Annotated in this window: 23 protein-coding genes; 15 read left to right on the top strand and 8 right to left on the bottom strand. The window is 66.7% G+C overall.

Features of this window, described 5'->3' with window-relative positions; genetic code table 11:
• Nucleotides 1-63 precede the first annotated feature (63 nt).
• A complete protein-coding gene (locus AC1DN9_RS24180) occupies nt 64-1,047 on the top strand; it encodes a LysR family transcriptional regulator (RefSeq protein ID WP_478104326.1) in 984 nt (327 codons plus the stop codon).
• On the opposite strand, the gene AC1DN9_RS24175 is transcribed toward AC1DN9_RS24180, so the two are convergent.
• Nucleotides 1,037-1,306: a hypothetical protein gene (locus AC1DN9_RS24175; protein ID WP_478104261.1), complete on the bottom strand. Its 270-nt coding sequence runs from the start codon at nt 1,304-1,306 to the stop codon at nt 1,037-1,039. The genes AC1DN9_RS24180 and AC1DN9_RS24175 overlap by 11 nt on opposite strands.
• Nucleotides 1,307-1,330: 24 nt before the next feature.
• Here AC1DN9_RS24175 and AC1DN9_RS24170 point away from each other — a divergent pair, with 24 nt between their 5' ends.
• Nucleotides 1,331-2,155, top strand: a complete 825-nt coding sequence (locus AC1DN9_RS24170; protein ID WP_478104259.1) for a metallophosphoesterase — start codon at nt 1,331-1,333, stop codon at nt 2,153-2,155.
• A 7-nt stretch (nt 2,156-2,162) separates the two neighbouring features.
• Here AC1DN9_RS24170 and norR read toward each other — a convergent pair whose 3' ends face one another.
• Nucleotides 2,163-3,740, bottom strand: coding sequence for a nitric oxide reductase transcriptional regulator NorR (gene norR / locus AC1DN9_RS24165; protein WP_478104257.1), 1,578 nt, complete (start codon nt 3,738-3,740; stop codon nt 2,163-2,165).
• A 147-nt stretch (nt 3,741-3,887) separates the two neighbouring features.
• On the opposite strand from norR, the gene hmpA reads away from it, so the two are divergent.
• The gene (hmpA, locus tag AC1DN9_RS24160; RefSeq protein ID WP_478104256.1) at nt 3,888-5,081 is read left to right on the top strand and encodes an NO-inducible flavohemoprotein; all 1,194 of its coding nucleotides are present in this window, start codon (nt 3,888-3,890) and stop codon (nt 5,079-5,081) included.
• 8 nt (nt 5,082-5,089) lie between these two features.
• On the opposite strand, the gene AC1DN9_RS24155 is transcribed toward hmpA, so the two are convergent.
• Entirely contained in the window at nt 5,090-6,622 is a 1,533-nt protein-coding gene (locus AC1DN9_RS24155; protein ID WP_478104254.1) for an alkaline phosphatase D family protein, read from the bottom strand.
• Between the two features lie 55 nt (nt 6,623-6,677).
• Between AC1DN9_RS24155 and AC1DN9_RS24150 the strand changes: the two genes are divergently transcribed.
• The 4 genes from AC1DN9_RS24150 (at nt 6,678) to AC1DN9_RS24135 (ending at nt 10,004) form a co-directional block, all read left to right on the top strand.
• Nucleotides 6,678-7,907, top strand: a complete 1,230-nt coding sequence (locus AC1DN9_RS24150; protein ID WP_478104325.1) for a nucleoside recognition domain-containing protein — start codon at nt 6,678-6,680, stop codon at nt 7,905-7,907.
• A 152-nt stretch (nt 7,908-8,059) separates the two neighbouring features.
• Complete coding sequence (locus tag AC1DN9_RS24145) at nt 8,060-8,596, top strand: flavin reductase family protein (protein ID WP_478104253.1); 537 nt, start codon at nt 8,060-8,062, stop codon at nt 8,594-8,596.
• Nucleotides 8,593-9,108 carry a BON domain-containing protein gene (locus AC1DN9_RS24140; protein WP_478104252.1) on the top strand — a complete coding sequence of 172 codons (516 nt, stop codon included), beginning with the start codon at nt 8,593-8,595 and terminating at the stop codon, nt 9,106-9,108. Before AC1DN9_RS24145 ends, AC1DN9_RS24140 begins: the two co-directional genes overlap by 4 nt.
• Nucleotides 9,105-10,004: a DMT family transporter gene (locus AC1DN9_RS24135; protein WP_478104251.1), complete on the top strand. Its 900-nt coding sequence runs from the start codon at nt 9,105-9,107 to the stop codon at nt 10,002-10,004. Before AC1DN9_RS24140 ends, AC1DN9_RS24135 begins: the two co-directional genes overlap by 4 nt.
• A gap of 16 nt (nt 10,005-10,020) precedes the next feature.
• On the opposite strand, the gene AC1DN9_RS24130 is transcribed toward AC1DN9_RS24135, so the two are convergent.
• Nucleotides 10,021-11,052 (bottom strand): LacI family DNA-binding transcriptional regulator, encoded by a 1,032-nt coding sequence (locus AC1DN9_RS24130; protein ID WP_478104249.1) that lies wholly within the window; start codon nt 11,050-11,052, stop codon nt 10,021-10,023.
• A gap of 130 nt (nt 11,053-11,182) precedes the next feature.
• On the opposite strand from AC1DN9_RS24130, the gene AC1DN9_RS24125 reads away from it, so the two are divergent.
• The 7 genes from AC1DN9_RS24125 (at nt 11,183) to AC1DN9_RS24095 (ending at nt 16,648) form a co-directional block, all read left to right on the top strand.
• On the top strand, nt 11,183-12,049 hold the full coding sequence (locus tag AC1DN9_RS24125) for a dioxygenase family protein (protein ID WP_478104248.1): 867 nt from the start codon (nt 11,183-11,185) through the stop codon (nt 12,047-12,049).
• A 19-nt stretch (nt 12,050-12,068) separates the two neighbouring features.
• Nucleotides 12,069-12,833, top strand: coding sequence for an SDR family NAD(P)-dependent oxidoreductase (locus AC1DN9_RS24120; protein ID WP_478104246.1), 765 nt, complete (start codon nt 12,069-12,071; stop codon nt 12,831-12,833).
• Nucleotides 12,830-13,717 (top strand): beta-keto acid cleavage family enzyme, encoded by an 888-nt coding sequence (locus AC1DN9_RS24115; RefSeq protein WP_478104245.1) that lies wholly within the window; start codon nt 12,830-12,832, stop codon nt 13,715-13,717. Before AC1DN9_RS24120 ends, AC1DN9_RS24115 begins: the two co-directional genes overlap by 4 nt.
• The gene (locus tag AC1DN9_RS24110) at nt 13,714-14,712 is read left to right on the top strand and encodes a quinone oxidoreductase family protein (protein WP_478104243.1); all 999 of its coding nucleotides are present in this window, start codon (nt 13,714-13,716) and stop codon (nt 14,710-14,712) included. The genes AC1DN9_RS24115 and AC1DN9_RS24110 overlap by 4 nt, the downstream gene beginning before the upstream one ends.
• A gap of 9 nt (nt 14,713-14,721) precedes the next feature.
• Nucleotides 14,722-15,081 carry a cupin domain-containing protein gene (locus tag AC1DN9_RS24105; RefSeq protein ID WP_478104242.1) on the top strand — a complete coding sequence of 120 codons (360 nt, stop codon included), beginning with the start codon at nt 14,722-14,724 and terminating at the stop codon, nt 15,079-15,081.
• Between the two features lie 64 nt (nt 15,082-15,145).
• Nucleotides 15,146-16,126, top strand: coding sequence for a tripartite tricarboxylate transporter substrate binding protein (locus AC1DN9_RS24100; RefSeq protein WP_478104241.1), 981 nt, complete (start codon nt 15,146-15,148; stop codon nt 16,124-16,126).
• A 57-nt stretch (nt 16,127-16,183) separates the two neighbouring features.
• Nucleotides 16,184-16,648, top strand: a complete 465-nt coding sequence (locus AC1DN9_RS24095; RefSeq protein WP_478104239.1) for a CopD family protein — start codon at nt 16,184-16,186, stop codon at nt 16,646-16,648.
• Between the two features lie 21 nt (nt 16,649-16,669).
• On the opposite strand, the gene AC1DN9_RS24090 is transcribed toward AC1DN9_RS24095, so the two are convergent.
• Nucleotides 16,670-17,554: a LysR family transcriptional regulator gene (locus AC1DN9_RS24090; RefSeq protein WP_478104238.1), complete on the bottom strand. Its 885-nt coding sequence runs from the start codon at nt 17,552-17,554 to the stop codon at nt 16,670-16,672.
• Nucleotides 17,555-17,642: 88 nt separating this feature from the next.
• Here AC1DN9_RS24090 and AC1DN9_RS24085 point away from each other — a divergent pair, with 88 nt between their 5' ends.
• Nucleotides 17,643-17,894: a DUF1127 domain-containing protein gene (locus AC1DN9_RS24085; RefSeq protein WP_478104237.1), complete on the top strand. Its 252-nt coding sequence runs from the start codon at nt 17,643-17,645 to the stop codon at nt 17,892-17,894.
• Here AC1DN9_RS24085 and treF read toward each other — a convergent pair.
• Genes treF through AC1DN9_RS24070 form a run of 3 tightly spaced genes read right to left on the bottom strand, consistent with a single transcriptional unit; the run spans nt 17,812 to nt 21,937 of the window.
• Nucleotides 17,812-19,494 carry an alpha,alpha-trehalase TreF gene (gene treF / locus AC1DN9_RS24080; RefSeq protein ID WP_478104235.1) on the bottom strand — a complete coding sequence of 561 codons (1,683 nt, stop codon included), beginning with the start codon at nt 19,492-19,494 and terminating at the stop codon, nt 17,812-17,814. The genes AC1DN9_RS24085 and treF overlap by 83 nt on opposite strands.
• Nucleotides 19,491-20,738, bottom strand: a complete 1,248-nt coding sequence (locus AC1DN9_RS24075; RefSeq protein WP_478104234.1) for a CaiB/BaiF CoA transferase family protein — start codon at nt 20,736-20,738, stop codon at nt 19,491-19,493. Before AC1DN9_RS24075 ends, treF begins: the two co-directional genes overlap by 4 nt.
• Nucleotides 20,738-21,937, bottom strand: a complete 1,200-nt coding sequence (locus tag AC1DN9_RS24070; protein ID WP_478104232.1) for an acyl-CoA dehydrogenase — start codon at nt 21,935-21,937, stop codon at nt 20,738-20,740. The genes AC1DN9_RS24075 and AC1DN9_RS24070 overlap by 1 nt, the downstream gene beginning before the upstream one ends.
• Nucleotides 21,938-21,950 lie beyond the last annotated feature (13 nt).

The raw sequence follows: 21,950 nt of genomic DNA, 5'->3' as shown, positions 1-21,950 counted from the left end.
TATTAGGGGTTACCCTAGTGTTTATCTAATTTATCTTCCTGATGCCTATCATTCACATTCATGATGGACATTAACTTCCGAACACTCGACCTCAACCTGCTTCGCGTCTTCGACGAGGTCATGGCGGAGCGAAACCTCACGCGCGCCGCGCGAAATCTCTCCATCACGCAGCCTGCGGTGAGCAACTCGCTGCGACGACTGCGCGAGGTGCTAGGCGATGAACTCGTGCGCCGATCCGGGCCCGGTATCGAGCCGACACCACGTGCCATGGCGCTCTGGCCCACCGTCCGCGATGCATTAAGGCAGTTGCAGCACACCCTGGCCCCCGGCGAGTTCGACGCCAGCGGTGCGGACACGACCTTTCTTCTCGCGATGGCCGATGCGACCGCCGCCGAACTCATGCCGGGCCTGATCAAGATCGTGGAAAACGAGGCGCGCTCGGTCTCGCTGCGGGTGTTGCCCCTCACCACGCGCGACCCGCGTCGAATGCTGGAGAACGAAGAGGTCGATGTTGCGATCGGCTACTTTCCCGCCGTCGTCGCCAGCTTGGCTGCGCGAGGTCAGTCAGGCGACGGCACGCCCTTCGAGACGCAGCGCCTCTATGTGGGCGAATACGTGTGCGTGATGCGGCGCGATCATCCGCTCGCCGCAGCGCCGTTGACGCTCGACGGCTACTGCGCGGCGCGGCACTTGCTCGTCAGCTTTTCGGGCCGCCCATATGGCTTCATCGACCAGACGCTGGGAGCGCTGGGGCGCGAGCGGCGCATCGTGGTCACGGTCAATCAATTCTTCACGGCGGGCCGCGTGGTCGCGAATTCCGATCTGCTGACCGTGATGCCGCGCCATTTCGTTCGCGTCACGGGCATCGACGATCAGCTCGTCCTGCGGGACTTGCCCTTCGATCAGCCCCACGTGCACGTGGACGCACTGTGGCACCGCCGCGCACAGCATGCGCACGCCCACGAATGGCTTCGGCAGGCGCTGCTGCGATCAGCAGGCTCCGCGTTCGAGGGATCGCCGCTGGGCAGGAGGTCGATCAGCGGATGACGCTGAGCCAGGCGCTGGCAGCCGCGCGCAGTTCCTGGGCATGATGGGCATCGAGGCCTGCGCGGACGTCGGCGCTTTCCATCAAGGCGGTGGCCGGATTGGAAGTCGCGGCGTTGGAAGAGAGGAAGAAATGTGCCACTTGGGCAATCAAGCTGAACATGATGGTGCGCGGCATGTTGCGCGCGCTGGAAGTAACGATGATCCCAATATTAAGGGTTTTCCCCAATATTCCAAGTCGGACTTTATGCGCGCCGCGCATGATGTCATCACCTAGACTGCATTCATGAAGCTACAGCTGCTTTCCGACCTGCACATCGAAGTCCATCCGAATCTCGAGATCGCGCCGGCGCCGGGCGCCGATCTTCTGGTGCTCGCGGGCGACATCGGCTCCTATCAATCCGGTTCGAGGCTGCTGGAGTCGGATTTCGGGCTGACCCGCTTCTCCCCTCGGCATGGGTGGCCGGTGCCAGTCCTCTACGTTCCGGGCAATCACGAGTACGACAACGCCGACTTCGACGAGATTCACACGCGCCTGCGTGAGACTTGCGACGCGCTGGACATCGGATGGCTGGAACGCGAAACCCTCGTCATCGACGGAATCCGCTTCATCGGCACGACGCTCTGGGCCGATTTCGACGCGCTCGTCGAACCGACGGACAGCATGGCCGAGGCGTTCAAGAAGCGCGGCAAGGCGATGCGCGCCGCCAACTTCTATCTCGAAAAGGCCGCCACGCTCCGGGCGGGAGAGCTATTCCTCGCAGAACCCTTGAGGGAGCACTCACTAATGTGTCAGGCGTGGCTGCGCGACGCTCTGGCCGAAGACTTCGACGGCATCACCGTCGCGATCACGCATTTCGCGCCGACGCTGGCGAGCGCCGATCCACGTTATGGGCTGAGCCCCGGCACGGCAGGCTTCTGCAACAGTCTGGACGAATTGCTGCCGCGCGCCGATCTCTGGTTGCACGGGCACCTGCACTGCCAGTTCGACTACGTGAAGGACGGCTGCCGCGTGGTGGCCAATCCGCTGGGGTACATGGCCAAGGGCGAGTCGGAGAATTTCCGGCCGGACCTTCTGATCGAGGTGCCGCACCGGCGCGCGCGGGACTGACGTCCCATCAGGCGGGCTTGTCCGCCGGCATGCCGAGTCTTTTCGCGAGCCGGGCGAGATTGCCGCGGTCCATGCCGAGCGACCGCGCCGCCGCGGCCCAGTTGTTGTTGTGTCGCGCAAGGGCCGCTGTGATGAGTTCGCGTTTGAAACTCTCCACCGCATCGCTCAAGTGCTCGTTCGGCGCTGCCTTGGTGTGCTTGGCTTCGCTCGAAACGTCGGTTTCCCGGTCTTTGCGGCCTTGCGGCTCCGGCAGATCGAGGTCTTCCGCCACCAGGCTCAGGATGCGCGGCCGCTGCGCGTGGCGACCCAGCGCCTTCAGCGCGCTGCGTCCCAGCAGGTGTTCGAGTTCACGCACGTTGCCGGGCCATTCATAGGCCAGCAAGGCGGCTTGAGCGCTTCCATCCAGCCGAAGGCCCCCGAGCCCAAGTCGTGACCGGTTCTCCTCGAGGAAGAAGCCGCTGAGCAGGAGCACGTCGCGCCCCCGCTCCCGCAACGGAGGAACCTGCAGCGGATAGACGCTCAGGCGGTGATAGAAATCCGCTCGCAGGCGTCCCGCGCGTACCTCTTCCGCGAGATTGCGATTGCTCGCCGCGATCAGGCGCACATCGACGCGGTGCTCGCGATCCGAGCCCAGCCGCTGCAGCTGTCCGCTCTGCAGCACGCGAAGCAGCTTCGCCTGGACCGGCAACGCCAGTTCGCCGACCTCGTCGAGAAAGAGCGTGCCGCCATCGGCCAATTCGAACTTGCCGGGCCGTTCGCCGACGGCACCTGTAAATGCACCCCTGACGTGACCGAAAAGCTCGCTCTCGACCAGGGTTTCCGGCAGCGCGGCGCAATTCAGGCTGATCATGGGCCGCGCTGCGCGCGGGGAAGCCGCATGCAGCGCCTCGGCGACCAGTTCCTTGCCGACGCCGGTTTCTCCCTGGATGAGGACCGACAGCTCGCTGCCGGCAACCAGCCCGATCTCCTTTTGAAGCTGCCGCATGGCGGGACTGCGGCCGATCAGCGTTCGTTCGCGCGGCTTGGCGGCAAGGCGAAAGCCTTCGGCCCGCTGGCTCTCGTACTCGACGCGGGATTCCAGCCGTTCGATGTGCCCGGCCACGCTGACCGTGGCCGCAGCCAGGCTACCGAAGGACTGCAGCGCATCGAGCTCGACGCTCGAGAACCGCTCGGGCGCCAGCGCGTCCAGCGTCAGCAGGCCCCACGGCTTTTCATCCAGGTGGATCACGCAGCCCATGCAGTCGTGCACCGGCAGATGCCCTTCGACGCCCTCTACAAGGCCGTCATAGGGATCGGGCAGTGCGCTGTCCGTGGCAAAGCGCAACGGCCCATTCGCCTCCAGCAGCGCCGCGAAGCGCGGGTGCTCTTCGATGCGGAAGCGCCGGCCCAGCGTGTCGGCGCTCAAGCCGTCGACGGCCAGCGGCAGGAGCCAGCCGTCGTCAAGCCGAAGCAACGCGGCCGCATCGCAAGGCAACAGGACACGCAGTGCTTCCAGCAACCGGCGATAGCGCTCGGCGCCGGGCAGTTCGCGCGAGATGTCGGCCACCAGCGGAATGATGGCCTTGAGCAGCGGCTGGGATGTCATTTGGACACAATGATGTCAAAAGGACCTTATCGTATGCGCGTCAAAAAGACATCATCACTTCATAAGTCATTGATTCATATGAATCGTCCGGCTGGAACGTTGCTTGCACTGTTTGGTGCATCGCCACTTTTCATTGAAGGATCTCCCATGCTCACCGGACAACAGAAGTCCATCGTTACTGCCACCGTTCCTCTTTTGGAGACGGGAGGCGAAGCGCTCACGACGCACTTCTATCGCATCATGCTGAGCGAGCATCCGGAAGTCCGCCCTCTCTTCAATCAAGCCCACCAGGTCAGCGGCGACCAACCGCGTGCACTCGCCAATGGCGTGCTCATGTACGCCCGCAACATCGATCGCCTCGAAGCGCTGGGCGACCTGGCCGCGCAGATCGTCAACAAGCACGTCGCCCTGCAGGTGCAGCCGTCGCACTACCCGATCGTGGGCGCATGCCTGCTGCGCGCGATCCGCGAAGTGCTGGGCCCGCAGATCGCGACCGACGAAGTCATCGACGCCTGGGCAGCTGCCTACGGACAACTTGCCGACATCCTGATCGGCGCCGAGAAGGCCGTCTACGACGCCAGCGAAGTGGCGCCGGGCGGCTGGCGTGGCGGACGCGACTTCAAGGTCGTCCGCAAGGAAGTCGAGAGCGACGCGATCACATCTTTCTACCTGGCGCCCGCCGACGGCAAACCAGTGCTGGACTTCCAGCCCGGCCAGTACATCGGCCTGCGGCTGTTGGTGGACGGCGAGGAGATCCGTCGCAACTATTCGCTGTCGGCGGCGCCGAACGGCAAGACCTATCGCATCAGTGTGAAGCGGGAAGCCGGCGGACTGGCCTCCAATCACCTTCATGACGACGTGCGGGAAGGCGCCACGATCGAGCTGTATCCGCCGGCCGGCGCGTTCACGCTCACGCCCAGCGACCGGCCACTGGTCCTGATCAGCGGCGGCGTCGGGATCACCCCGACGCTCGCCATGCTCGAAGAAGCACTGAAGACGTCACGCACCGTGCACTTCATCCACTGCGCACGCACGCGCGGCGCCCATGCGTTTCGGCGGACCATCGATGCGCTGGCGCACAAGTACCCGCAACTCCAGCGCTTCTATTGCTACGAGGAAGCCCCCGATCCCGCCGACAAGGCCGATGCACCGCACGCGGTGGGGCGCATCGATGCGGAGAAGCTCGCCCAATGGCTGCCCGGCACGACGCGCGACATCGATGCCTATTTCCTGGGGCCGAAGCCTTTCATGCAGCAAGTCAGGCGCGCGCTCCGCACACTGGGCGTTCCGGATCAACAGGCGCGCTACGAGTTCTTCGGGCCGGCGTCGGCGCTGGACTGAGGACTGAGTCAGGCCTCGCGGATGCCCGCGCGGCCCGTATCCACCACGAAGCGGGCCTGTGTCTCGAAGACCGAATCGGCCTGCACCGGGTGCGGCGTCGCTCGAAACTCGCACTGCATGTGGTCGGGCGTGATGTCGAAAAGCGCATGGCCGCGCTGGTCGCCTCGGGCATACGCCACGTCGGGGTTGTCGCGGCGCATGCGTGCCATGGCCGCCATGCTGGCGCCCCGAGAGGTGACCGAACCTCCGACAAATTCGCTGGCGATGACCGGCGACGCCTGATCGTTGGGCGTCAGCCGGAGGTCCGCTGCGACGTGGCGATGCACATCGCCGCCCATCACGACCAGATTGCGCACGCCGGCATCGCTCGCGCCTTGCAGGAGGCGGCGGCGCGCTTTGGGATAGCCGTCCCATCCGTCGGTCCAGACCTTGCGGCCTTCCGCCGTATCGAAGCCGGCGGCGCTCATCTGTGTCGATTGGCCCAGCAGCTTCCACTTGCGCTTCGACGATGCCAGGCCCTGGCCAAGCCAGCGTTCCTGCTCGGTGCCGAGCATGGTGCGCGCGGGATCGGCGAGTTCCGCGCAACCGACCAGCGTTCGCCCCACATCGCGCTCCGGATCGGGACAGGCGTGGTGACTGCGGAACTGGCGGCAATCCAGCGTCCATAGCTCCGCGAGGCGGCCCCATGTGTGCCGGTCGTGGATGCGCATCGCGGCGCCCCGAGGCGGCAGCGCGAGCGGCATGTGCTCGAAATAGGCCTGGTAGGCCGCCGCGCGGCGCCGCAGGAAGCGCTCCGGATCGCTGTAGGCCGGATCCCGGTCGTCCGCATAGTCGTTGACCACCTCGTGGTCGTCCCAGGTCACGATCCACGGATGGGCCGCATGGGCGGCCTGGAGATCGGCATCGCCCTTGTAGAGCGCATGCCGGTCGCGGTATTCGTCCAACGTGTGCGGCGTGCGTGTACCGTGCTTGCGGATCTCGTAGCTGGCACCGCTGCCTTCGTAGATGTAGTCGCCCACGAACAGCACGAAGTCCAGGTCGCGTCCGGCAATCTCGCGGTGCGCAACGAAGCGGCCCTGCTCGTAGTGCTGGCACGAGGCAAGCGCGAAGCGCATTCGCCGGACATCGGCGTCGGCCGCCGGCGCGGTGCGCGTGTGGCCGACCGGGCTTACCGCGTTGCCGCAGATGAATCGATACCAGTAGTCGCGTTGCGGCTGAAGGCCTTGCGCCACGACGTGGACACTCAGCCCGCGGGATACGTCCGTCACCGTCTCGCCGCGCGTCACCGGCCGGCGCAAGCTCTCGTCCGCAAAGATCTCGTACTGCACGGTGCAGGCGGCACCTGCTTCGTCCGCCGCGGGCACAAGCCTTGTCCAGAGCACGACGCTGTCAGGCCGCGGTTGGCCGCTTGAGATGCCGAGGCTGAAGGGATTCGATGTCCAACGGGGCGTCCGCGGCGCACCCGCATTCGACGGCGCCGCCCAGCTCCCCAACGCGAGCCACAGTGCCGCACGATTGAGCGCTCTCCGATGGATGTTCATGGCGGCGATTGTCGCGGCCCCTATGATCGGCGCGCATTCGCAGCAAGGGGTACGCGTGCTCAACGGCTTGTGGCTTGGATTCTTTCTCACGGCAGCGGTGGCTGCGCTCGGGCGCTGGCTGATCGGCGGCGACGCCGCCGTGTTCGCCGCGCTCGTCGAAAGCCTGTTCGCGATGGCGCGTCTGTCCGTCGAAGTCATGGTGCTGCTCTTCGGCACGCTCACGTTGTGGCTGGGCTTCCTGCGCATCGCCGAAGCCGCCGGCATCGTGGACCTGCTTGCGCGACTGCTGGGGCCGCTGTTTCGCCGGCTGATGCCGGACGTGCCGGCCGGTCATCCCGCGCTCGGCCTCATCACGCTCAACTTTGCCGCCAATGCGCTCGGGCTCGACAACGCGGCAACACCCATCGGGCTGAAGGCGATGCGCGAATTGCAGACGCTCAATCCCAGCACGACGACGGCGAGCAACGCGCAGATCCTGTTCCTCGTGCTCAATGCATCGTCGCTGACGCTCTTGCCGGTCACCATCTTCATGTACCGCGCGCAGCAGGGTGCGGCCGATCCGACGCTGGTCTTCCTGCCCATCCTGCTCGCCACCAGCGCATCGACGCTGGTCGGCCTGCTGTCGGTGGCCTTCATGCAGCGGCTGAAGCTTTGGGATCCGGTGGTGCTCGCCTATCTCGTTCCGGGCGCACTGCTGCTCGGCGGCTTCATGGCGCTGCTCGCCACCTTGTCGTCGGCTGCGCTGGCGTCGCTCTCTTCGCTGCTCGGCAACCTCACGTTGTTCGGGCTGATCGTCGTCTTCCTGCTGGCGGGTGCGATCCGGCGCGTGAAGGTCTACGAATGCTTCGTCGAAGGTGCAAAGGAAGGCTTCGACGTCGCGAAGAACCTGCTGCCCTACCTGGTCGCCATGCTCTGTGCAGTCGGTGCGCTGCGTGCTTCCGGCGCGCTCGACCTGGTGCTGGAAGGCATCCGGTGGCTCGTCGCGCGCACAGGATGGGACACCCGTTTCGTCGATGCGCTGCCAACGGCGCTGGTGAAGCCCTTCTCGGGCAGCGCGGCCCGCGCGATGCTGATCGAGACCATGAAGAGCCAGGGCGTCGACAGCTTCGCGGCACGGGTTGCGGCGGTCATCCAGGGCAGCACGGAAACCACGTTCTACGTGCTCGCGGTGTACTTCGGTGCGGTCGGGATCCAGCGGGCGCGGCACGCTGTCGGTTGCGCGCTGCTGGCGGAACTGGCGGGGGTCATCGCGGCCATCGCCGTGGGCTACTGGTTCTTCGGCTAGACCAAGCTCGCCCCCAGGTTGGCTCACTGCGTGTAGCCGCCCACCCCCTGCCGGGGGCGACACCGGCGGCCCGGCGAAGCCGGTTCCGCGGTGTCCCTGGCCTGAAGCTGCGCCGATTTGAGCGCGGGCGGGCAATTTGCGGATCGGCCAAAATGGGTCGTCCACTTTGCTGCTTCTCCGTGACCGCTCCTGCTCAGGCGCAACCGCCTTCTTTCTCGACCGACGAATTCCGTGCCGCGCTCGGCATGTTCGCCACCGGCGTGACCATCGTCACTGCGCGATCCGCCGACGGTGCCCTGGTGGGACTCACCGCGAACTCGTTCAATTCGGTGTCGCTCGATCCGCCGCTGGTGTTGTGGAGCCTTGCACGGAGTGCCGCTTCGATGGCGGCGCTGAGCACCGGATCGCATTACGCGATCAACATCCTGTCGGCCAGCCAGAAGAGCCTGGCGGAGCGCTTCGCGACGAAGGACGTCGACCGCTGGGCCGACGTTGCCTACACCGACGGCGTCGGCGGCGCGCCGGTGCTGGTCGGCGCGGCAGCCAGTTTCGAGTGCTTCAACCGCAGCCGCTATGACGAAGGCGACCACGTGATCTTCGTCGGCGAGGTCGAGCGCTGTACGCACAGCCTGGGCGCGTCTCCATTGCTTTTCCACGGCGGGCGCTTCTATACCGAGCACCCGCTTTGAAGTCTCGCAGCCGCTCCCCTTGGCTGGCAGTCCTCGTACTCGCGGGCGCGACCACGCAGGCGGCGTACGGCGCCGATGGCGGCGAGCGCACCAACTTCTTCGATGACCCCTTTTTCCAGGTGTCATCGGGACTGGCGGATTGCCCTGTGCCGCTGGGTCCGCTCTATACGGCAGCCGAGGTGCGGGAGCAGATGCACAGCCGGCTGGAGCGGGGCACGAGTTGCTGGCTCGCCGGCCGCTGCAAGGACAGCAACGCCTACCGCTACGACAAGGCGATCGCGCCGGAGGTGCGCAAGGCACTGATCGCCGTACCGGGCCTGCGGCGCAGCAGCGTGTGGGTCACCATCCAGCGCCGCTGGGTCTACCTGCATGGCTGCGTCCCGACACGCGAGATGGCCAAGCGCCTCGAAAGCGCGGCGCACGCCGTGCCCGATGTGGAAACCGTGGTGCCGGACCTCATGGTCGGCACGCGCGGCAAACCGCCCTACCAACGAAGAACAACGAACGAATGATCGAACGCAAGGACCATCTCGACACCCGTGCTACTGCGCTCCTGCTTGCCTGCTGCGCTTTCTGGGGACTGCAGCAGATCCTCATCAAGACCACCGTCACCGAAGTGCCGCCGCTCTGGCAAGCGTCGATCCGCATGGCGGGCGCGGTCGTGCTGCTGTGGCTGTGGTGCCGGTGGCGGGGCGTGCCGCTGTTCGAGCGTGATGGGACCCTGCCTGGTGGCCTGCTCGCAGGCGTGCTGTTCGCGGGGGAATTCATCTGCATCTACCTCGGTCTGCAGCACACCAGCGCATCGCGGCTGACGGTGTTCCTGTACACATCGCCGTTCGTTGTCGCGGTGTTGCTCCCGCGCTTCGTGCCGGCCGAGCGGCTGCGCGCCGTGCAATGGATCGGGCTCGCCATCGCCTTCGCCGGGGTGGTGTTCGCTTTCAGCGAGAGCCTTGGCCACAGCACGACGGGCCAGCTGCGCGGCGATGCGCTCGGCCTCATGGGCGGCGTGATGTGGGGCCTCACGACGCTGGCGATCCGGGCCACCCGGCTGTCGACCGCCAGTGCGGAGAAAACGCTCTTCTATCAAATCGCGGTCACTGCGGCAGTCTCTCCGGTGCTCTCGCTGGTCTTGCGCGAACAGTGGGGGTTCTCGTATTCGAGCTACGCATGGCTGTCGATCGCCCTGCAGACGGTGATCGGCGCTTTCGCCAGCTACCTCGCGTGGATGTGGATGTTGCGGCACTACCCGGCCACGCGAATTTCGTCGTTCACCTTTCTCACGCCGTTGCTTGCGCTGGTGTTCGGCGTGGTGATTCTTTCCGAGCCGCTCACGCTGCAACTGGTGCTGGCGCTCTCCGGCGTGGCACTGGGGATCGTTCTCGTGAACAGGCGCAGCGCGAACCCGTGAGTTTTCGGCCGGGCGCTCAGCCGCCGAGGTTCAGGTCGCGTGTCGACTCGCGCACGATGAGTTCCGGGCGCAGCACCACCGTCGACGCCGACAGCGCGCGGCCTTCGATCTCGTCGAACAGCATCTCGGCCGCGCGCCAGCCCAACTCGCGGTGCGGCAGGCGAATGGTGGTGAGCGGCGGATTCACCATGTCGACCAGCGGCATGTCGTTGTGGCCGGTGATCGAGATGTCCTGCGGCACGCGGATGCCGAGTTCGCGCAGCACGTCGTACGCGCCGAGCGCCACCAGGTCGTTGCAGCACACCACGGCTTCGGGGCGCTCGTGTTGCGCCAGCAGGGCCCGCATGGCCGCGCGGCCGGCCTCGCGGGTGTAGCCCTCGCACTCGGCGACGCAGGCCATCTCCAGCCCGCGATCGCGCAGCGCCTGCTCCACGCCCTGTCGCCGGCCCACGCCGGTCGGCACGTTCTGCGGGCCCGCGAGATGGCCGATCCGGCGATGCCCGGTGGCCACGAGATGGTCGACGGCCAGCTTCATCGCCAGGCGATCGTCACTGACCACGGCCGGGAGCCGGCCGGTCTCGTCGGCGCGATTGACGAGCACCGCGTGCATGCCCGCCTTGGCGATGTAGTCGACGAGCGGATCGTCGCGCGTGGCGATCGCCATCACGAGGCCGTCGACACGCTGCGCCAGCATGCGTTCGACGATGGGACGGGCCAGCGCGGCGTCGACCACGTTCGTGACGAAGACGAAATAGCCGCGCGCGGCGGCGCTCGCCTCGATGCCTTGCAGGATGGGCGGGAACACGGGGTTGGTGATGTCCGGCAGCAGCACGCCGATGGTCTGCGTCCGCCCGGTGCGCAATGCGGATGCAGCGCGATTCGGGCGGTAGCCCAGCTTGAGCGCCGCCTCTTCGACCACGCGCAAGACTTCGGCACTGATGAGCCCGCGCTTGTCCGGATTGAGCGCACGGGACACTGTCGACACGTGCACGCCAGCCGCCTGGGCGACATCGCGAATGGTCACTGCGGAGGACGAAATCGACTTCATTGATGCAAACGTTTGACGCCCAAATTCGAGCCTTTGTTCGAATTTTCCACAATGGGTGAGGGGATATCCGGATTCTACGTTCTCGCCGAACTGCTGAATAATATGCAAACGTTTGCAGGAGCCAATTCCCATGAACATCGTCACCACTCCCGATTCCGTGCTGCAGATCGCGACGCAGGCGATGGCGCGCACGCCCGATCCGCGCCTTCGCACCGTCATGTCCGCGCTGACCCGCCATCTGCATGCTTTCGTGCAGGAAGTGAAGCTCACCGAGGACGAGTTCGAGCGTGCGCTCGGATTTCTCGTCGCGATCGGTCAGGCCAGCGGCGAGAAGAAGAACGAAGTCGTGCTGGCGGCGGACCTGCTCGGCGTCTCGACGCTGGTCGCGCTGCTGAACAACCAGGATCCGCAAGGCGAATCGCCGGCCGCATTGCTCGGCCCTTTCTGGCGCGCGAACGCGCCGATTTGCGATGCGGGCGAGAGCATCGCGCGTTCGGAGACGCCGGGCACGCCGCTCGAAGTTTCCGGGACGGTGCGAGACGGCCGCGGCCAACCCGTGGCAGACGCGACGATCGACGTGTGGCAGGCCTCGCCGGTCGGCCTCTACGAGAACCAGGACGAGGCGCAGGAGGACATGAACCTGCGCGGCCGGTTCAAGACCGACGCGGAAGGCCGCTTCCATTTCCGCTCCGTGCGGCCGGCCGGGTATCCGGTGCCGATCGACGGGCCTTGCGGCGACCTGCTTCGCGCGCAGTTGCGGCATCCGAACCGGCCAGCGCATCTGCATTTCATGGTCAGCAAGCCGGGCTACAAGGTGCTGATCACGCAGGTGTTCGCGGATGACGACGAGAACCTCGAGAGCGATCCCGTCTTCGGTGTGACGCGCCGGCTCATCGGGCGGTTCGAGCCCCAGCACGGCGGCGAGCACGCCACCCTCCAGCACGACTTCGTCCTTGAGCCCGGTGAAATGAAATTCCCGCGCGCCCCGATTCCTTGACTTCATTGAACGACCCTTCATGAGCTTCGATCCCACATCCCGACTCGACGGCAAGGTGGCCGTCATCACCGGCGGCCTTGGCGCCATCGGCTACGCCACGGCCCGTCGCCTCGCCGCGCTCGGTGCAACCTGCGTCCTGCTGCATCGCAAGGGCGATGACGCCGCAGCGCGCGCCTCGGCATTGCCGGGCGGCGACGCCCAGCGTCACTCGGCGATCCGTGCCGACATCGTCGATACGTCCAGCCTGCGAAGGGCGGCGTCCGAAGTGCAAGCCACCTATGGCCGCTGCGACATCCTCGTCAACAGCGCCGGACACACGCAGCCGGTGCCGGCCGCCGATCTCGAGGCCCTGACCGACGAGCTCATCGACGACCTCTTGCGCGCCAACTTCCGCGGCGTGTTCGCAACCATTCGTGCCTTCGCACCGCTGCTCAAGGCGAGCGGCGACGGGCTGGTGGTCAACGTGTCGTCCATCGCAGGCTTCACCGGCGTGGGCAGCAACCTGGCCTATGTCGCGGCCAAGGCCGGGCTGGACGTCGTGGGCGATGCACTCGCCAAGGCGCTGGCGCCGGCCGTGCGCGTGGTGTCGGTGTCGCCGGGCGCGGTCGAGTCAGCCTTCGTGCCGGGACGCGGGGAGGACTTCAAGGCCAAGATGGCGAACACCACGCCACTCGGCCGCATCGGTTCGCCCGAGGACGTGGCGGCCGCCGTCGAGGCGCTCGCCACGACGATGCGATTCGTCACGGGCACGCGCATCGTGGTCGATGGGGGGAGGCACCTGTGAACGGCAAGACCCTCATCACGTGCGCAGTCACCGGCAACCTGGTGAAGCCCGAGCAGACACCGCACCTGCCGATCACGCCCACGCAGATCGCCGACGAATGCCTCGCCGCCGCCGAAGCCGGCGCGGGCCAGGTGCACATCCATGTGCGCGACCCGGAGACCGGGCGGCCTTCGATGCAGGTCGAGCTCTACCGCGAAGTGGTGGACCGCATTCGCCGCGCGAACCGCGATCTCATCATCAACCTGACGACGGGGCCCGGCGGTCGCTTCATCCCGAGCGAGGACGACCCGAAGGTCGCCGCACCGGGCAGCACGCTGCTGCCGCCGGAAAAGCGGGTCGAGCACATCGCGCTGATTCGACCCGACGTGTGCTCGCTCGATCTCAACACGATGAATTCGGGGCCTGACGTCGTCATCAACACGCCGAAGAACGTGCGCCGCATGGCGAAGGTGATGCGCGAGGCCGGCGTGAAGCCCGAGTTGGAGATCTTCGACTCCGGCGACATCCACATGGCGCTCGACCTCATCGCCGACGGCACGCTCGAGGGCCCCGCGATGTGGACCTTCGTGCTCGGCGTGAAGTACGGCTTCATGCCCACGCCGCAGACCGTGCTGTACGCCCGCGACATGCTGCCGCGCGGCGCCTTCTGGAGCGCCTTCGGCATCGGCCGCATGGAGTTCCCGATCGTGGCGCAGGCATGGTTGCTCGGCGGACATGTGCGCGTCGGCATGGAAGACAACATCTACCTCGAAAAGGGCGTGCTCGCCGAGAGCAACGCGCAGTTGGTCGCGAAGGCGCGCGACATCATCCAGAGCCTGGGCGGCGAAGTCGCCACCGCACGCGAGGCGCGCGCGATGCTGGGCCTGGGGGAGGTTGCCTTATGAGCGAAGCGATCGTCAATGACGTGGCGCGCGCGTTGCGGGTGAGCCAGAAGGCCGCCAACCTGGACGCCCTGCACCTCGAAGCAGTGACGCAGGCGCGGCCGCATGCCGAGCCAGGTTTCGCTGTCGTGAAAGTCGGTGCAGCAGCCGTCAACCCCAGCGACGTGAAAGCAACGCTCGGGATCATGCCGCAGGCGGTGTGGCCGCGCACGCCGGGGCGCGACTTTGCCGGCGTCGTGGTCGACGGACCCGGCGAATGGATCGGCCGCGAGGTCTACGGCTCGGGCGGTGATGTCGGCATCACGCGCGACGGATCGCATGCGCGCTTCCTGGTGCTGCCCGTGGCCGCCCTTCGCGACAAGCCCCGCGGTATTTCCATGGACGAAGCCGGCGCGGTCGGCGTGCCTTTCGTCACGGCCTATGAAGGCTTTCGCCGCAGCGGCATGCCGCAGTCCGGGCAGACAGTGCTGGTGCTGGGCGCCAACGGCAAGGTCGGCCAGGCCGCCGTGCAGTTGGCGACGGAAGGCGGCGCGCGCGTGATCGCGGTGCAGCGGCGTGGGGGGACGTTCGAAGGATTCTCGAATTCGCCGGTCGACGTGATCGACCGTACGCAAGGCGACATCGCGACGCGCGTGCGAGCGCTGACGAACGGGCGCGGCGTCGACATCGCCTACAACACGGTCGGCAGCGCCTACTTCGATGCCGCGAACAAGTCGATGGCCAAGGGCGCCACGCAGATCCTGATCTCCACGCAGGACCGCGCGGTGCCGTTCGACATCTTTGCGTTCTACCGCGGGATGCACACCTTCGTCGGCATCGACTCGCTGGCAATGGACTGCATCACCGCGACTGCGCAGCTCGACGCCATGCGCGAAGGCTTCGAGCGCGGCACGCTGAAGCCCTTTCCGGTGGCGCGCGCCTTCGCGCTGGACGAGGCCCTCGACGCCTACCGGTTGGTGCTCTCCGGCAGCACCGACCGCGTCGTTCTGCGCCCCTGAGGAGACGCCATGCACGTGACACGTTTCGACGACGCACCGACCTACGAAGCACCCAATCACTTCGACATGCGCTGCCTGCGCCTGCAGGGCAAGGAGGCCGGCCCGTCGACACAGATGTGGATGGGCATGAGCCAGATCCTGCCGGGCGGTCACACGACGCTCGACGGCTCGACGATGGAGAAGCTCTATCTCGTCCTCGAAGGGCGACTGACTGTGGTCTCGGATCTCGACGGCCGGACCGACGAGCAGGAACTCGGTCCCCGGGACAGCTGTCGCTTCGCACCCGGCGAGAAGCGGCAACTCCTCAACCGGAGCAACCGGCCTGTGATGGTGGCGCTGGTGATGGCCAACGCACCGCCGGCGACCTGAGCCGGGTCAATTTTTTCGTACGCGTCATTCCCATTCAATTCACACATTCAAACGGAGACAAGACATGACGAAATTCCTTCCTGATCGGCGCCACCTGATCGCCGCCGCCCTGGCCCTCTGCGCCTTCGGGGGCGCGCAAGCCCAGGGCGAATGGCCGCGGGGCCAGATGATCCGGATGGTGGTGCCTTTCACCGCCGGCAGCGGCACCGACATCGTGGCGAGGCTGGTGGCCGAGAAGCTCGGCCCCGCGCTGGGCACAAGCGTGATCGTCGACAACAAGCCCGGCGCCGGCGGCACGGTGGGCGCCGCGCTGGTCGCCAAGGCGCCAGCCGACGGAATGACCCTGCTCATCCACTCGGCGGGCCATCTGGTGAATCCGTCGATCTATTCCAGCCTCTCCTACGACACGCTGAAGGACTTCTCCGGCGTGACGCCACTCGCCAGCCTGCCGAACGTTCTGGTGACGGCGCCGGGCCGCTTCGCCGACGAAAAGGATCTCGTGGCGCAGGCCAAGGCCAAGCCCGGTGGCTTCAACTACGCCTCGGCGGGCAACGGTTCCGCGACGCACATGAACGCGGAGGTGTTCCGCCTCGCCGCGGGCGTGCAGGCGCAGCACATCCCCTTCCGCGGCACGCCGGAGGCGATGACCGAGGTGATGGGTGGCCGGGTCGACTGGTTCTTCGCGCCCATGGTCTCGGCGCTGCCGCTCATCAAGGACGGCAAGCTCAAGGCGCTGGCCGTCGGCACCGCGCAGCGCTCAGCCGTGCTGCCGCAAGTGCCGACCACAGAGGAAGCCGGCGTGCCCGGCTCCGCCTATCTGTTCTGGGTCGGGCTTTTCGCGCCCGCGAAAACGCCGCGGCCGATCGTCGACCGACTGCAGGCCGAGGTGGCCAGGATCATGGTTTCGCCGGAGCTCAAGGAGCGGCTGGACAAACTCGGCGCCGAACCCTTCACGATGCCCTCGGCGGAGTTCGACAAGTTCCTGGCGGACGAGACCGGCAAGGCGCAGAAGGTGGTGAAGGCGGCCGGCATCAAAGTGGATTGAGAGGTCCAAGGGGCGCGACGGCAGGAGCGATCTGGTCTACGCTTCGCCATGCTCAACATGCCGCTTCTTGTCCCGACCCTTCTCTTCCTCCACATCGTGGCCGCCGCTTTCTGGGTCGGCGGCATGGCGCTCATGCACTTCGCGGTGCGACCGGCGGCTGTGGCAAAGCTCGATCCGCCACAGCGCCTGCCCTTCATGGCCGACACGCTCGCCCGCTTTTTCGCAGGCGTCTGGGCGGCCATCATCGTGTTGCTCGCATCCGGCCTCGGGCTCATCTGGCGGGCCGGCGGGTTCGCCCATCTTCCCTGGAACGTGAACCTCATGTTCGGCCTGGGGCTGTTCATGATGGCGATCTACCTGCACATCCGCTTCGCACCCTATCCACGACTGAAACGTGCGGTCGCGGCGCGCGAATGGCCTGTCGCGGCGGCGTCGCTCGATCTGATTCGCAAGCTGGTCCGCATCAACCTGCTGCTTGGCGTGATCGTGATGGCGCTGGCCGTGGCGGGACGCGGCGTCTGAGTCCTTTGAGCGCCACGCGCGCTAACGCTGGCTGAAGGTCGAAAGGATCTTCAACACGGTTTCGGTTGCGCCGTCGAGCGACGGCCGATGCGCGATGCCCAGGTGGCGCGTGAGCTTCGGGCTCAGCGCAAGCACCTGCACTCGCGGATCGGCCTTCGCATCGACGCTCGGGTTGACCGGCAGCACCGCGGCGCCGTAGCCCGCGGCCACGAGACTGTGCATTGCCGCGTCGAAATTCAACTCGATGCGCGGGCGCGGCGATTCACCGGCGGTGGCAAACCACTGCATCAACAGGTGGTACATGTGCGTCCTCGCGTCATTGAAGATGAGCGGCCGCTGCGCCAGCCATTGCGGCGTGACGCGCTTCGGCGCCAGCCACTTTCGCGGGACGAAGGCCATCATCGGCTGACTGCGCCAGCGCGTGACCACGAGGTCGCGCATCGGCGGCTGCGGCACCGCCACCAGGCCGATGTCGAGCGTCCCCATCGCGAGGCGCGACATGGCTTCGCTCGAACCGAGGATGACGACTTCGACGTCGATGCCCGCATGGTTTGCCTCCAGCGCCTCGAGCACCTGCGGGAGCAGATCGACCACCACGCCGGTCGACGTGCCCAGTCTCACGCGCCCCATCCGCCCTTCGGCCTGGCGCCGCACCGCATCGACGGCATCGTCGGCATCGCGCAGCAAGCGTCGCGCGCGCTCGACCAGCGCGGCGCCCGCCGGCGTGGGCGTCACCCGCCGATTTCCGCGCACGACCAACCGCGCGCGAAGGCGCGATTCGAGTTCGCTGATATGAAGGCTCACCGTCGGCTGAGCCAGATGCAGTGCCTTCGCGGCGGCGGAGAAGGTGCCGAGGTCGGTGATCGACACCAGCGTGCGGAGTTGGTCGAGGTTGAGCTGTCTCATCAGGAAAGCTGATCATAGGCGTTGGAATTCTCAACTTCCACAATCCCGCACAGGCTTGCAAGATGGCATCCCATTCCAGGAGCCATTCATGTCGTCGTCAAAGCCCGCCCTTTTCGTCGTCGTTCTGGAGTCGCTCCGCAACGCGCGGCGTGCGCGGCAGGATCGCCGCCTGCTGCGCGCGATGAGCGAGCGCGAACTGCATGACCTGGGCGTCGGCCGCAGCGAGATTCCGGCGCTGCTGCAGGACCACGCGCCGATCAGCGATGCGTCGGCGCCTTGGAACTGGCGACGCAGGCATGCGCCGTGTGCTGTGGATGCGCCGCAAGCAAGGCGGCGGTGACACCGTTGGTCCAGCCGAAGCCGTCCTGCAACGGGTACTCGCCGCCGTGACCGCCTTCGGTGTCTTCGTGCTCGACGCGGCGCAACGCGTATTTCTCCACCAGCTTGCCTTCACGTTCGTAGATCGCCGCCACAGTCGCGAGCCAGCGTCTGGCAATGGTGCGCGAAAGATCCTCATGCCCATAGGCGGCCAATCCCTGTACCGCCATCCATTGCAAGGCCGCCCAGCCGTTGGGCTGGTCCCACTGCTGGTCGCTGCCGCATTCGGTGGTCGAGAGGCCGCCGTGCGCCAGCAGCCTGCGCGAGACGGTATCGCCCATCGCCTGTCCGTGCGCAGGCTCGGCGGCGCCGACGAACAGGGGAACGACGCTCGCGGCGGTCAGGCAGTCGCGCCGTTCGTCGCGGCGCCAGTCGTAGTCGAAATAGGCGTTGCGGTCCGGGTCCCAGAAGTACCTGGCGATCGCCGCCTTGCGCGCTTCAGCCCGCTGTGCAAAGGCCCGTTGAGTCGCGGCGTCCCCCGCCTGTTCGGACAGCGCTGCAATCATCGCCTCCAGTTTGTAGAGCAAGGCATTGAGGTCCACCGGAAGGATCTCGGTGGTGCAGATGCTCGCCAGCGATGGCGATGATCCGGCGCGGACGTGCGAGCGGCGGCGCTGCCCGTCGCGCGGCGGCGGCGGCGAACGCAGCCAGCGCGTGCTGAAGTCCCAGCCCGATTCGCATGCCGCGCGGATGTCGCGGAAAAGCTCGGACGGATCGCGCTCGCAAGACTGCGCCGTCGTCATGTCTTCGAGCCATGACTCCTCGCGCGGCGTATCGCGCTCGTCCCAGTAGCGATTGAGCAGCGCGCCGTCGGCCATGCGCACCACGCGGCGCGCGCACTGCCCTTCCGCCAGGCCGTCGCTGCCTTTCATCCAGAACGCATGCTCCTTCCGAAGCTGTGGCAGGAAGTCGACCGCGTGCGCGACACCACGCTGCTGCGCCAGCTCGACCATGAGGGCGAACACGGGCGGCTGCGATCGGCTCAGGTAGTAGATGCGATTGCCGTTCGGCACATGGCCGTACGTGTCGATGAGGTAGGCGAAGTTCTCCAGCATGTCGCGCATGAGTTGCGCGTGGCCTTCGTGTTTCTCGCCGTTCAGCCCCAGCAAAGTGAAGTACGAATCCCAATAGTAGATTTCGCGAAAACGTCCGCCCGGCACGATGTAGGCATGGGGAAGTTGCAGCAGCGAAGACCGCGGCGGATGCGCCTGCGGGTGCCGCGTCAATACCGGCCAGAGATCGGCGATGTGTGCGCCGATGGGCTGCCCGGGCACCGAGACGTAGTCGGAAGCTGCCTGCTGGATCACATCGAAATGCGCATGCACGAAGGCGGCGAGATCGAAGCCGGGCTGCGCAGATTGCGCGCGGTAGGCCGCGAGGATGGCCGGCGGGTCCATGCGCGGCGCGCAGTCGACGAAGGTCTTGCTGTCGGCGAAGACGTGGCCCGTCTGGACCGCGACGAAGAGTTCCTCGTAGCGATCCGCCGGCGTCAGCGTGTCGGGCGCGGGCGCGGCGGCCGCACGCGTCGCGCGCTGCGTGCCGGCCGTGCCCGCGTGGTTCACACCACGCCCGCCTCGCGCAGCGCAGCGCGGCGTCTCTCGTCGATGCCCATTTCGGCCAACACCTCGTCGGTGTGCTGCCCCAATGCAGGCGGGGCATTGCGCAGCACCGGCGGTGTGCCCTGCAGACGCACCGGGCTCGCGACGCCGACGATCTGGTCGATGCCGTCGCCCGCATCGCGCGGCAGGCTCACCGCGAGGCCGCGGGCCTTGACCTGTTCGTCTTCGAAGGCCTGAGCGATGTCGTTGATCGGCCCACAAGGGACGGCCTTGTCTTCGAGCAGCGCTATCCATTCCGCGGTGGTGCGCGTTCGCGTCACGACTTCCATCTGCGGAATCAACACCTCGCGGTGTTTCACGCGCAGCGGGTTGGTGGCGTAGCGCGGGTCGCTGGCCCACTCGGCATGACCGGCGGCTTCGCAGAAGCGCGCGAACTGGCCGTTGTTGCCGATGGCAAGCAGCATCGAGCCATCCTTGGTGCGGAAGTCCTGGTATGGCGCCAGGCTCGGATGGCTGTTGCCCTGGCGCTGCGGCGCAACGCCGGTGTTGAGAAATGCGCTGGCCTGGTTGGCGAGGATCGCCATGCCGACGTCGAGCAGGGCCATGTCGATGTGCTGGCCCTCGCCGGTGCGGTGTCGCACTTCCAGCGCCGCCAGGATCGCCGTGCTGGCATAGACGCCGGTGAAGAGGTCGGTGAGCGCCACACCGACGCGCAGCGGGCCGCCGCCGGGCACATCGTCGGGACGGCCGGTGATGCTCATCATGCCGGTGGTGGCCTGGATCATCAGGTCATAGCCGGCGCGCGAGGCATGGGGACCGTCGTGGCCGAACCCGGTCACGCTGCAGTAGATGAGGCGCGGGTTCGCGGCGCGCAGGCTTTCATGGTCGAGCCCGTATTGCTTGAGCCCGCCGGTCTTGAAGTTCTCGACCACGATGTCGCTCTGCGCCGCCATCTGCTTGAGCAGCGCCTGGCCCTCGGGCGTCGCCATGTCGATGGTGACGGAGCGCTTGTTGCGGTTGCAGGCGGTGAAGTAGGTCGCCTGGTTGGTGTCCCTGCCTTCGGCGTCCTTCAGGAAGGGCGGCCCCCAGGTTCGGGTGTCGTCACCGACGCCGGGGCGCTCGATCTTGATGACGTCCGCACCCAGGTCCGCGAGGATCTGGGTGCACCACGGCCCCGCGAGCACGCGGGAGAGGTCCAGGACCTTGAGGCCCGCGAGGGCGCCTTGCGTGGCGGCGGGGGCAGACATCAGTTTGCGAAAGCCGCGATACCGGTCTGGGCGCGACCCAGAATCAGCGCGTGGATGTCGTGCGTGCCTTCGTAGGTGTTCACCACTTCGAGGTTGACCAGGTGCCGCGCCACGCCGAACTCGTCGCTGATGCCGTTGCCGCCCATCATGTCGCGCGCCAGTCGCGCGATGTCCAGCGCCTTGCCGCAGGAGTTGCGCTTGAGCAGCGAGGTCACTTCGACCGACGCGGTGCCCTCGTCCTTCATACGGCCCAGGCGCAGGCAGCCTTGCAGGCCCAGCGTGATCTCCGTCTGCATGTCGGCCAGCTTCTTCTGGATGAGCTGGTTGGCGGCGAGGGGGCGGCCGAACTGCTTGCGTTCGAGCGTGTAGGTGCGTGCACGGTGCCAGCAGTCTTCGGCCGCGCCGAGCGCGCCCCACGAGATGCCGTAGCGAGCGCTGTTGAGGCAGGTGAACGGGCCTTTGAGCCCCTGCACGTCGGGGAAGGCGTTCTCTTCCGGGCAGAACACGTTGTCCATCACGATTTCGCCGGTGATCGAGGCGCGCAGGCCGACCTTGCCGTGAATCGCCGGCGCGCTGAGGCCCTTGGCGCCCTTGTCGAGCACGAAGCCGCGGATCGGGCCGACGGCGCCGGTTTCGCTGACTTCCTTGGCCCAGACCACGAAGACATCGGCGATCGGGCTGTTGCTGATCCACATCTTGGCGCCGCTGAGCGAGTAGCCGCCCGGCACCTTCTTGGCGCGCGTGACCATGCTGCCGGGATCGGAGCCGTGATCGGGCTCGGTCAGACCGAAGCAGCCGATCCATTCGCCGGTGGCGAGCTTGGGCAGGTACTTCTGCTTCTGCGCTTCGGTGCCGAATTCATTGATCGGCACCATCACGAGGGAGCTCTGCACACTCGCCATGGAACGGTAGCCCGAATCCACGCGCTCGACTTCGCGGGCGATCAGGCCGTAGGAGACGTAGTTGAGACCGGGGCCGCCGTACTGCTCGGGGATGGTCGGGCCCAGCAGGCCGAGCGCGCCCATCTCGCGGAAGATCGCCGGATCGGTCTCGCCGTTGCGGAAGCCTTCGAGCACGCGCGGTGCGAGGCGCTCCTGGCAATAGGCGTTGGCGGCATCGCGCACCATGCGCTCTTCGTCCGTGAGCTGTTGATCGAGCAGGAGCGGATCGTCCCAATGAAATGCGGCGTGCTTGGCCATGTGCGTAGTCTCC

It is taken from the genome of Variovorax sp. 05L425, assembly GCF_056397705.1.
Note: the sequence above shows the minus strand (reverse complement) of the source record. Positions and strands in the feature narration are given on the sequence as shown.

Bases quoted from the DNA above. Each gene is read 5' to 3' on its own strand.
- AC1DN9_RS24180 (WP_478104326.1), top strand. From the start codon at position 64: ATGGACATTAACTTCCGAACACTCGACCTCAACCTGCTTCGCGTCTTC.
- AC1DN9_RS24175 (WP_478104261.1), bottom strand. From the start codon at position 1,306: ATGCGCGGCGCGCATAAAGTCCGACTTGGAATATTGGGGAAAACCCTT.
- AC1DN9_RS24170 (WP_478104259.1), top strand. From the start codon at position 1,331: ATGAAGCTACAGCTGCTTTCCGACCTGCACATCGAAGTCCATCCGAAT.
- norR (WP_478104257.1), bottom strand. From the start codon at position 3,740: ATGACATCCCAGCCGCTGCTCAAGGCCATCATTCCGCTGGTGGCCGAC.
- hmpA (WP_478104256.1), top strand. From the start codon at position 3,888: ATGCTCACCGGACAACAGAAGTCCATCGTTACTGCCACCGTTCCTCTT.
- AC1DN9_RS24155 (WP_478104254.1), bottom strand. From the start codon at position 6,622: ATGAACATCCATCGGAGAGCGCTCAATCGTGCGGCACTGTGGCTCGCG.
- AC1DN9_RS24145 (WP_478104253.1), top strand. From the start codon at position 8,060: ATGGGTCGTCCACTTTGCTGCTTCTCCGTGACCGCTCCTGCTCAGGCG.
- AC1DN9_RS24135 (WP_478104251.1), top strand. From the start codon at position 9,105: ATGATCGAACGCAAGGACCATCTCGACACCCGTGCTACTGCGCTCCTG.
- AC1DN9_RS24130 (WP_478104249.1), bottom strand. From the start codon at position 11,052: ATGAAGTCGATTTCGTCCTCCGCAGTGACCATTCGCGATGTCGCCCAG.
- AC1DN9_RS24125 (WP_478104248.1), top strand. From the start codon at position 11,183: ATGAACATCGTCACCACTCCCGATTCCGTGCTGCAGATCGCGACGCAG.
- AC1DN9_RS24120 (WP_478104246.1), top strand. From the start codon at position 12,069: ATGAGCTTCGATCCCACATCCCGACTCGACGGCAAGGTGGCCGTCATC.
- AC1DN9_RS24110 (WP_478104243.1), top strand. From the start codon at position 13,714: ATGAGCGAAGCGATCGTCAATGACGTGGCGCGCGCGTTGCGGGTGAGC.
- AC1DN9_RS24105 (WP_478104242.1), top strand. From the start codon at position 14,722: ATGCACGTGACACGTTTCGACGACGCACCGACCTACGAAGCACCCAAT.
- AC1DN9_RS24100 (WP_478104241.1), top strand. From the start codon at position 15,146: ATGACGAAATTCCTTCCTGATCGGCGCCACCTGATCGCCGCCGCCCTG.
- AC1DN9_RS24095 (WP_478104239.1), top strand. From the start codon at position 16,184: ATGCCGCTTCTTGTCCCGACCCTTCTCTTCCTCCACATCGTGGCCGCC.
- AC1DN9_RS24090 (WP_478104238.1), bottom strand. From the start codon at position 17,554: ATGAGACAGCTCAACCTCGACCAACTCCGCACGCTGGTGTCGATCACC.
- AC1DN9_RS24085 (WP_478104237.1), top strand. From the start codon at position 17,643: ATGTCGTCGTCAAAGCCCGCCCTTTTCGTCGTCGTTCTGGAGTCGCTC.
- AC1DN9_RS24075 (WP_478104234.1), bottom strand. From the start codon at position 20,738: ATGTCTGCCCCCGCCGCCACGCAAGGCGCCCTCGCGGGCCTCAAGGTC.
- AC1DN9_RS24070 (WP_478104232.1), bottom strand. From the start codon at position 21,937: ATGGCCAAGCACGCCGCATTTCATTGGGACGATCCGCTCCTGCTCGAT.